This is a genomic window from Bacteroidota bacterium (assembly GCA_016706255.1).
Taxonomy (GTDB): domain Bacteria; phylum Bacteroidota; class Bacteroidia; order Chitinophagales; family BACL12; genus UBA7236.
In genome coordinates this window covers 1-8,437 of record JADJJZ010000026.1, presented here as the reverse complement: position 1 = coordinate 8,437, position 8,437 = coordinate 1, and the positions used below count along the sequence as shown (strand labels likewise).

Here is an 8,437-nt window from a genome sequence, read left to right as displayed (position 1 = left end):
TTCCACCAATTTCGCCCAATCAATCGTATTATTACTGTTATAGTGTGCAATATATGCTTGATTGTCGTTGTTTTTAGCATTTAGTATCGTATCACCAAAATCAATACTTTCACAATACCAATACATAGTGCTCAAAATATAAAAACCCCTAAGGATCAGCCACAAACGGAATTAACATTAGCTCCATCTTCGAAAACATGAGCATAGGTTAATTTCCCATTGTTATCAAATCGTGTAACAAAGCCGCTGTAATTGTAATCCTCAGGTGCTGGGTAAACAACGCTGTCAACTGTTATACCATTGTATAAAATACTGCCGCTGACAAAACTATCACCAGCATCATTTAAATCGGCATCATTAAAATGGGGACTTGAAAGATAATCATTTGGTGAACAAAATATTTTGTTAGTCCATAATAAATCTCCTTGTGTATTTAGTTTACCTAAATAAATACCGTTGCTTTCATTTTCATATGGATTAACCACTATGGTATTATCCCAATCAATTGCTGTGCTGTAAAATGTTCCGGTTACCAATATATCTCCTTTAATATTGGAATTAACTTCATTAATAGCATCCGTATGTGTGCCATGAACTTGACTTGCCCAACTCCAATCGAAATGCTGGCCGTACACAACTGTGTTCCAATTGGAAAGCAAGAGGTAAAAACAAAACACTATGGCATATATGAATTGCCGTTTGCCACGGCCAATTCCGATGCAGGGAAAATTTGTGCTCATATAGGATTACTGATTATAAAGATATGAAATAATTAATTAGCAGTTTAATACAACAGATGCAGATTAAACACTTTCATAGTTCACGTCCTTCGGTCTGAGACCGGGGTGGCGTCTGGAGTTAAAAACTCCACGACAACGGGGTTACAAGAAATTTTTTATTTGGAGTATTATTGGTGCTAAGCGTTAAATTTAATTTGCGTTATTGTATTGTGCGTCAAACAAAGTCCTAGTACCAAAATGAACAGCCGAAACCACAAAGGAAATGCAAAGGGAACAGCCCACTGAGTGCCCGGAGTTTTTATAGCGTGCGTAGGACATCGCGCCCTTCAACGATACTACAGAATATTCAAATGAGGGTTATAACGGAAATTGGCGGTTTTAGGGGATTTGTGGAAATTATTGTTAAAACTTTAACATTCTTCTTTTCCCGGTGTTTGGAGGGAAACAAACGAATCATGAAAAAACTTATACTTGGCATTGCAATAGTAATTGCCTTCAACACCGGAGCTAACGCCCAAATCAATCTCATCGGAGCTTCGGTTAACGACTCAACCGGAAAATTGACCTTATTCAGTGGGAAGCACTTGATTCATTATCTGTTGTGGTAACTCCAACCATTTGGACGGATTATTTTGCCTCTTCAGCATTTGATGCCTTTAACGCCAAATATTATCTCACTGGAATTTCAGGCGACAGTTCAGGCTTGATTCCTATAATTCGGGAACCGCTGAAGAAAGTTTAATGGAAGGTTCTGCATTTTCTAATGTATCAGAATTTGATATGAGCACAGGCAAAATGTATAATCTTATAGTGGAAACTGAAGAGTATATTAATATTTATGAATTTGATGTTAACACAAGCGAAGAAACTTTGATTGGTACTATTTACGAACCTTTATGCTATTGGAATAATTAGTGATGCTATAGGTTTTGATTCGAATAATGGTATTATTTATTATGCAGGTTTCACTGCCGATCCTGCTTTGTGTTTATATGCCATTCCTGTTAGAGATACTGTATTTTCATTTTACAAAAACGATTTTGAATACTACAGCACCAATTAATAATATTACCTGTGTTAATTTTGACAATGTTAGTGAAAAAATATACGCGCTAAATGATACTTATGACTCATCATTTAATTATTTAGGTCGTTATATTATTGAAATAGATAAAGTAACGGGCGATATTATTAACCGCGGAGATCTTGCTGAGTTCCCGTATTACGTTGGTGGTTCATCTTGTTTTGATCAAAATACCGGAACATTTATGTTAGCAGCAATTGATACTAGTAATGTACTCAAAATGGTTGCGTTTAATACGTTAACTGATACTTATGTAGCCGGCTTTATTCCAAGTGTTGTTTCAGAAATTGTTTGTGATAATTCGCAATTTGCTAAAAACAAATATTCCACAACATCAATAAATCAGGAATTGGCTTCCAACCTAAATGTATATCCAAATCCTGTTACATCTGTATTGAGTATTGAATACACCTCATCAAGCCCTGTTTTAGTTCAGGTGTCTGATTCAAATGGTAAACAATTAATCACACGCAATTATAATTCCACCAATAAAATTGATTTAAACTTGGAATCATTTGCACCGGGACTTTATATTGTAACATTGACAAGTGGAGAACAAACTGTTTCTCAGAAAATTATGGTGTTGTGATGAGGATGAGTAATGAGGTAAATAATCAAAATTAATATCATCTAAAGACACAGCATAACCTCGAAGGCCGCTAAGGGAACGCTAAGTAGATTGAAATAAAATCTTAGTGTTTCTTTGCGGCCTTTTTTTTAGTGGTGGCGGCTGTTATTATAATGTTTTAGGTTAGGATAAATGATAAAAAAAAACAAAACGCTATTAATTAAAAAATCATTCATTACACATAAAACTTAAAAAGCCGAAACCACAAAGTAACAGCCCACAGAGAAACACAGGGGAATTTTTAGAATAATTATTATTTATAATTTTATTAAACAGCAGTGCTAACCAACGCCAATTTTAGCAGAAATTCTCCGTGTCCTCAGTGTGCATTTTCTCTGTGTTTCTCCGTGGTTTCCGGCTGTTATGAAAATGTTTAGGTTAGGAATAATGATAAATATATAGCATTAACGTCCTCAATTTCACAGTATCGCTCATTACTCATTGCTCATCACTCATTTATCGGTCTGGAGACCGGGGTGGCTGTAGTTGAAAACTCCACGACAACGGAAAAAATTTTTAGAATAATTATGATTTATAATTTTTATTAAACAGCAGTGCTAACCAACGCCAATTTTAGCAGAAATTCTCCGTGTCCTCAGTGTGCATTTTCTCTGTGTCCCGATAGCTATCGGGATCGTGGTATCCGGCTGTTATGAAAATGTTTAGGTTAGGAATAATGATAAATATATAGCATTATCGTCCTCAATTTCACAGTATCGCTCATTACTCATTGCTCATCACTCATTTGTACCGGTCTGGAGACCGGGGTGGCGTCTGGTCTGAGAGACCCACTACAACGGGATAGTGCTACACTTTTTAATTGCGAAAATGGTGGGAATTATTTTTTATAAGTATAATTTACGATAAGGTATTATGCGTCGGACGGAGTCTTGGAACGATGCTGCTGAATCGGAGATTCATCAGAGCAGGCATTTCTTTAACCTATAAATCTGTTCGGTAGTCAAACCCGTTAGGGTGATATTTTTAACTTATATACGGGCATTGAAACGCAAACCCCTTTAGGGGTGACATTATTTTTATTATTTAATATCAACGTTAAATTTACTGTTGACGAATCGTTTCGGCCTGGAAATTCCACGACAACAGAAACCCTGCGGGTTAGTTGGAATTAGGCTAAAATATGAATGCTTTTTATTCCTTCACAAATATTTTTTGAATTGTTGTGGTTGCACTAAATAGTTGTAAATAATATACTCCTGAAGCCAATTGAGATACATCAATACTTTCTCCCTGCCAATTAGTTATTTGTTGAACAACTGCCCCGGAATTATTATATATTTTGATTGATGAAACCACAATATCAGTACTAATATTTAAGTGACCTGAAGTTGGATTTGGGTAAATGGATATTGTTGGTGCAATATTTTCATTTTCACTTTCTTTGCAGGTAATTGTCACTACAATTCCATTCGAATTTTTGAAACATCCGGTTGCCGTTTTTGTCACTCTACATTTATAATTTCCGGCAGTAGTAGCGACATAGGTTGTGGTAGTTGCTCGTGCGATAGGTGAAGCACCTTTATACCATTGATAGCTGCAACCGACGGATGGTGTTTCAGTTAATGATACACTTCCACCGGCACAAAATTCAGTTGGACCGCCGGCAGAAATAATTGCTTTAGGATTTTTATTTACGGTAACAGTAATAATTGAAGAAGTATTTGTATCGCAATCGGAATAAGCCATACAAGTATAATTACCAGTGGCATTAACCAATAATGATGCACTTGTTGCGCCAACAATATTTACACCATTCTTTTTCCATTGCACCGCATCACCATTATGCGTAGCAATTAATGTAACATTATTGCCCTGACAAAATGTTGTTGCACCTGAAGGTGAAATAGTAACGGTTACCTCCAAATCTTCATCAATATTGCCATCACAATTATCATCAATGCTGTTGCAAATTTCTGTTGTAGGTTTGCAAGCTCCTGTCAATTTTACAATCCAATAATCAGCGCCTCCCCCAATATTGTTTTCAGATTTATCTCCTGTTGCATTTGATGAGGAATATCCTGCTAAAAAATAACTGCCATCTTTCAACTGATGGGTTGAATATAAATAATCACTCATTGACCCACCAATGGTTTTTTGCCATTCTATTTCACCAAGGCCATTCACTTTTACGAGCCAAAAATCCTCATTTTGCCATTCTACTGTTTTATTACCTGAAATCTCAGATTTGGAATACCCTCCTAAAATATACCCCCCATCAATCGTTCTTTTTACAGACTCTCTATAAAACATATCTATGTCTGACCCACCAATTGTATGTTGCCAAAGCAACGCTCCTGAAGGCCCCATTTTAACCAACCAATAATCCAAAATACCAAAATTAATTTCGGTTTTATTCCCACTAATTCCGGAACCTGAATTACCGGCTAACAAAAAACTTCCATCCGGATTTTGAATAATTTCATAAATATTCTCGAAATCACTTCCGCCAATCGTTTTTTGCCATACTAATCCTCCCGTGGTATTTAATTTTACTACCCAAAAATCTGATTCTCCCAAACAGGATTCTGTCTTATCGCCTCCAATACCTGAAGCTGAACTGCCCCCTGCCATAAATCCACCACCACTCAGCTCAATTATTGAATATACTTTATCATCACTAGAACCTCCAATGGTGTTTTGCCAAACTACATTACCATCATCATCTAATTTAATAATCCAAAAATCAAATCCACCTAAGCATGCCTCTGTTTTATTCCCGGATATTCCCTGAATTTGAACTCATAGCTAGAATAAAACCTCCATCAGCTATTTGATGTATTCCACGTGCTGTTTCAGTGCGAACCCCCAAAACTTTTTGCCAAAGAATATTTCCCTGAATCTAACTTTATAAGCCAACAGTCACTATCACCATTTGCAGGGCTTGTTTTATCGCCAGTAGCACCCGACCAGAATCTCCCAATAAAATAAATCCCCGTCTGATGTTGTATCTATACTCATTAAATAATCATTGTTATTACCTCCAATAGTATTATCCCATTCCACAACTCGTTTAGAATCCACTTTTACAATCCAATAATCATAAAATATTGCGCCAACTTTACCCTCTGTTTTATCTCCTGATATGGGCGATACTGACATACCACCAATTATAAATCCTCCATCAATAGTTGGCTTAGAAAAAAATGTTTCATTTGCTGACCCGCCTATTGTATTTTCCCATGCTATTTCAGGTATTTGGGCTATACTATTTACCCAACAAAAAATAACACTACAAGCTGATAATAGATAAGTCTTCATAGTTGTAAAAAATCATTCAAATCGCTCTTTCTTATTGATATTCAAAATTAATATTTACTCCTAAATATTAATAAATATTTAAACCATATGTCTCCACTTTAAAAATTTAAATTTAAATAATAATCATCACATTTTTAACCTTTTTATTCATTTGCTGCCTTTAATAGGTAAAACATGAACATGGTAGGACATCAGACTTTATCCGTGGAGGATTATTTTTAACTTAAAGTATGCATCATTATGGCACACCAAATAAGATTTTTACTTTCCGTGAGCTAGGATTGACAATAGCAGTCACTTCAACAAATAGGTGATTTTCTATATTTTATCATAATAATTAAAAGCCCTTTGGAATTGCTCATCACTCATTTGTCCGGTCTGGAGACCGGGGTGGCGTCTGGAGTTGAAAACTATAACAACGAAAACAACTTTTTTATTCCTTCACAATGCCATATTTTTCGAATTGTTGTGGCCCGAGGGTGTTGTTGTAAATAATATATTCCTGAAGCTAATTGAGATACATCAATACTTTCTCCCTGCCAATTAGTTATTTGTTGAACAACCGCTCCTGAATTATTAAATATTTTGATTGCTGTAATCATAATATCTGTATTAATATTTAAGTGACCTGAAGTTGGATTTGGGTAAATACTAATATTATTCGATGTCAGCTCCTCTCCTTCTTTACAGGTTACTAATACTGCAATTGGGTTGGATATTTTATAACAACCAGTTGCTGTTTTTGTCACGCGACATTTATAATTACCTGTTGTTGTTGCTACATAAGTTGTTGCTGTTGCTCCCGGAATTGGTGCTGCACCTTTATACCACTGGTATGTAGACCCCCCTGAAGGCGTTTCAGTTAATGTAACATTACCGCCTGCACAAAATTCAGTTGGGCCGCCGGCAGAAATAATTGCTTTAGGATTTTTATTTACAGTTACAACAATACCGGATGAAATTGTTGTATCGCAATGTATATGCCATACAGGTATAAGTGCCTGTTACATTTACCAATAAAGTGACACCTGTTGCACCAATTATATCAATGCCATTCTTTTCCATTGCACTGCATCACCATTATGTGTAGCAGATAATGTAACATTATTTCCCTGACAAATTGTTGTTGGACCTGAAGCAGAAATTGTAATTGTAACATCTAAACCTTCATCAATAGTACCATCGCAATTATCATCTATACCATTACAAATTTCCAAAGCGACTGGATTTATTAAATTATTGGCATCATTACAATCCGTATTATCTTCAACATATCCAGCTATGCCTTCACAAAGTAATTCAAAGTCTGCGGGATCACCATATGAGTCACCATCATTATCGGCATAAAATGTGATGAGCAAACCTTCGTCTACTGATCCGTACAATTATCATCAACCCATTACAAATTTCAGTAGCACCGGGATAAATAGCAGGGTTTGCATCATAACAATCGCCAATAATATCTGCATACCCTTCAGGTGCGGAGCATGCCAATATTGTTATTTCAGGAACGCCGAAACCATCACCGTCTGAATCGCCATAAAAAAATACTTTTTACGCCTTCATCAATTAATCCGTCGCAATCATCATCGAGGGTATTACAAACTTCGGTTGTTGCTTCGCAGGTAGTCATTTTTACTAACCAAAAATCAAAATCTCCATTATTAATTTCCGTTTTATCGCCACCAATTCCACTATTGGATTTACCACCAACAACATAATCACCATCTACACATATACCTGCCGCATAACCAAAATCATATCCAGTAGCTTGTATTGTTTCCTGACTTACAATTACTCCTGATAAATCGGTTTCCAGCATCCAATAATTAGCAGTGGCGTCACCTGCTTCTGTTTTATCACCACCAATTCCGGAATAAGAATAGCCGAATAAAAAATATTTATTAGCTGCTATATTAGTACAACACTAAATAAATAATCATCAGATGTTCCGCCAATGGTATTTTGCCAAACGATATTACCTGAAGTATTTAATTTTAATAACCAATAATCGGTAATACCAATTAAGGCTTCTGTTTTATCACCTGAAATTCCGGAGCTACTGTAACCACCAATAATGATACCTCCATCAATTGCAGGCACAACACTGTTTGGAATATCACTATTATTTCCTCCTATTGTATTTTGCCATAACACGCCACCGGCAGCGCTGAGTTTTAAAATCCAAAAATCGAAACCCCCTAAATTGGCTTCAGTCTTATCGCCTGTTGCACCGCTCGACGAATATCCGGCAACGATGCAAGTTCCATCTGCATTACTATAAGCTGATAAAGGAAGATCGCTTCCGTTTCCACCAATAGTATTTTGCCATTGAATGGCACCTAAACTATCTATTTTTAATATCCAGTAATCAGCTGAAAAATTATGTCCATTTTCAGTTTTATCGCCTGAAATATTTGAAAATGAATAGCCGGTTACAATAAAACCGCCATCGGGTGTATTGGCAAGATGTGTAATGGCATCGCTACTTGAACCACCAATTGTATTTTGCCAAACGATGTTGCCAATCGAATCTATTCTAACTAACCAATAATCTGTAACACCTAAATTAATTTCTGTTTTAATACCTGAAATTCCTGACGAGCTTGAACCGCCTAATAAATAACCACCATCATTAGTTTCAACCATAGCTGTTAAAAAATCGCCGGCAGAACCACCATACGCGCTGCCACTCAATACCACCTG

10 protein-coding genes are annotated in these 8,437 nt (G+C 36.1%); 2 read left to right on the top strand and 8 right to left on the bottom strand.

Features of this window, described 5'->3' with window-relative positions; all coding sequences use genetic code 11:
- Positions 1–155 precede the first annotated feature (155 nt).
- Entirely contained in the window at positions 156–635 is a 480-nt protein-coding gene (locus IPI65_17480) for a hypothetical protein (GenBank protein ID MBK7443229.1), read from the bottom strand.
- Positions 636–1,614: 979 nt separating this feature from the next.
- On the opposite strand from IPI65_17480, the gene IPI65_17475 reads away from it, so the two are divergent.
- Together IPI65_17475 and IPI65_17470 are read left to right on the top strand one after the other, a co-directional pair.
- Positions 1,615–1,803, top strand: a complete 189-nt coding sequence (locus IPI65_17475; protein MBK7443228.1) for a hypothetical protein — start codon at positions 1,615–1,617, stop codon at positions 1,801–1,803.
- Positions 1,781–2,413, top strand: coding sequence for a T9SS type A sorting domain-containing protein (locus tag IPI65_17470; GenBank protein ID MBK7443227.1), 633 nt, complete (start codon positions 1,781–1,783; stop codon positions 2,411–2,413). Before IPI65_17475 ends, IPI65_17470 begins: the two co-directional genes overlap by 23 nt.
- A gap of 1,191 nt (positions 2,414–3,604) precedes the next feature.
- Here the strand turns inward: IPI65_17470 and IPI65_17465 are convergent.
- From IPI65_17465 to IPI65_17435, 7 genes are all read right to left on the bottom strand, one after another.
- Complete coding sequence (locus tag IPI65_17465; protein MBK7443226.1) at positions 3,605–5,044, bottom strand: T9SS type A sorting domain-containing protein; 1,440 nt, start codon at positions 5,042–5,044, stop codon at positions 3,605–3,607.
- A gap of 315 nt (positions 5,045–5,359) precedes the next feature.
- Positions 5,360–5,731, bottom strand: a complete 372-nt coding sequence (locus tag IPI65_17460) for a hypothetical protein (GenBank protein MBK7443225.1) — start codon at positions 5,729–5,731, stop codon at positions 5,360–5,362.
- 410 nt (positions 5,732–6,141) lie between these two features.
- Complete coding sequence (locus tag IPI65_17455; GenBank protein MBK7443224.1) at positions 6,142–6,480, bottom strand: T9SS type A sorting domain-containing protein; 339 nt, start codon at positions 6,478–6,480, stop codon at positions 6,142–6,144.
- Positions 6,481–6,771: 291 nt separating this feature from the next.
- The gene (locus IPI65_17450; protein ID MBK7443223.1) at positions 6,772–7,092 is read right to left on the bottom strand and encodes a putative metal-binding motif-containing protein; all 321 of its coding nucleotides are present in this window, start codon (positions 7,090–7,092) and stop codon (positions 6,772–6,774) included.
- A complete protein-coding gene (locus IPI65_17445; protein MBK7443222.1) occupies positions 7,067–7,225 on the bottom strand; it encodes a putative metal-binding motif-containing protein in 159 nt (52 codons plus the stop codon). The genes IPI65_17450 and IPI65_17445 overlap by 26 nt, the downstream gene beginning before the upstream one ends.
- A gap of 28 nt (positions 7,226–7,253) precedes the next feature.
- A complete protein-coding gene (locus tag IPI65_17440) occupies positions 7,254–7,553 on the bottom strand; it encodes a hypothetical protein (protein ID MBK7443221.1) in 300 nt (99 codons plus the stop codon).
- Between the two features lie 89 nt (positions 7,554–7,642).
- Positions 7,643–8,437, bottom strand: a 795-nt coding sequence (locus IPI65_17435; GenBank protein ID MBK7443220.1) for a T9SS C-terminal target domain-containing protein, incomplete at its 5' end; no start/stop codon positions are given.

Coding starts and splice junctions, on each gene's coding strand:
- IPI65_17465 (MBK7443226.1), bottom strand. CDS start 5,044: ATGGCAGGGGGCAGTTCAGCTTCAGGTATTGGAGGCGATAAGACAGAA.
- IPI65_17460 (MBK7443225.1), bottom strand. CDS start 5,731: ATGAAGACTTATCTATTATCAGCTTGTAGTGTTATTTTTTGTTGGGTA.
- IPI65_17440 (MBK7443221.1), bottom strand. CDS start 7,553: ATGCTGGAAACCGATTTATCAGGAGTAATTGTAAGTCAGGAAACAATA.